The organism is Streptomyces sp. NRRL B-24484, from assembly GCF_000717715.1.
In the GTDB taxonomy this organism is placed as follows: domain Bacteria; phylum Actinomycetota; class Actinomycetes; order Streptomycetales; family Streptomycetaceae; genus Kitasatospora.
On record NZ_JOAI01000185.1, the window covers coordinates 1 to 202 of the forward strand.

Genomic DNA, 202 nt, shown 5'->3' on the forward strand with positions numbered 1-202 from the left:
CCTGATCCTGCTCAACCCGCTGCAGGCCGCCGAGCCCCTCAGCGCCGAGCGGTTCGTGCGCGCGACCGCGGCCTGGATCGAGGGCGCCACCGAGGCCACGGCCCTGTGGGACATCGGCGCCGTCCTGTCCACGGTGGCCGACGCCGCCGGCGACCACCTCATGGACCAGGTCCTGCTCCAGCTGCCACCCGGCTACGACCTG

Annotated in this window: 1 protein-coding gene; it reads left to right on the forward strand. The window is 74.3% G+C overall.

The window, feature by feature from the left end; genetic code table 11:
* Positions 1-202: DUF2267 domain-containing protein (locus tag IE98_RS0141845; protein ID WP_030278078.1), on the forward strand; the 202-nt coding region annotated here is incomplete at both ends.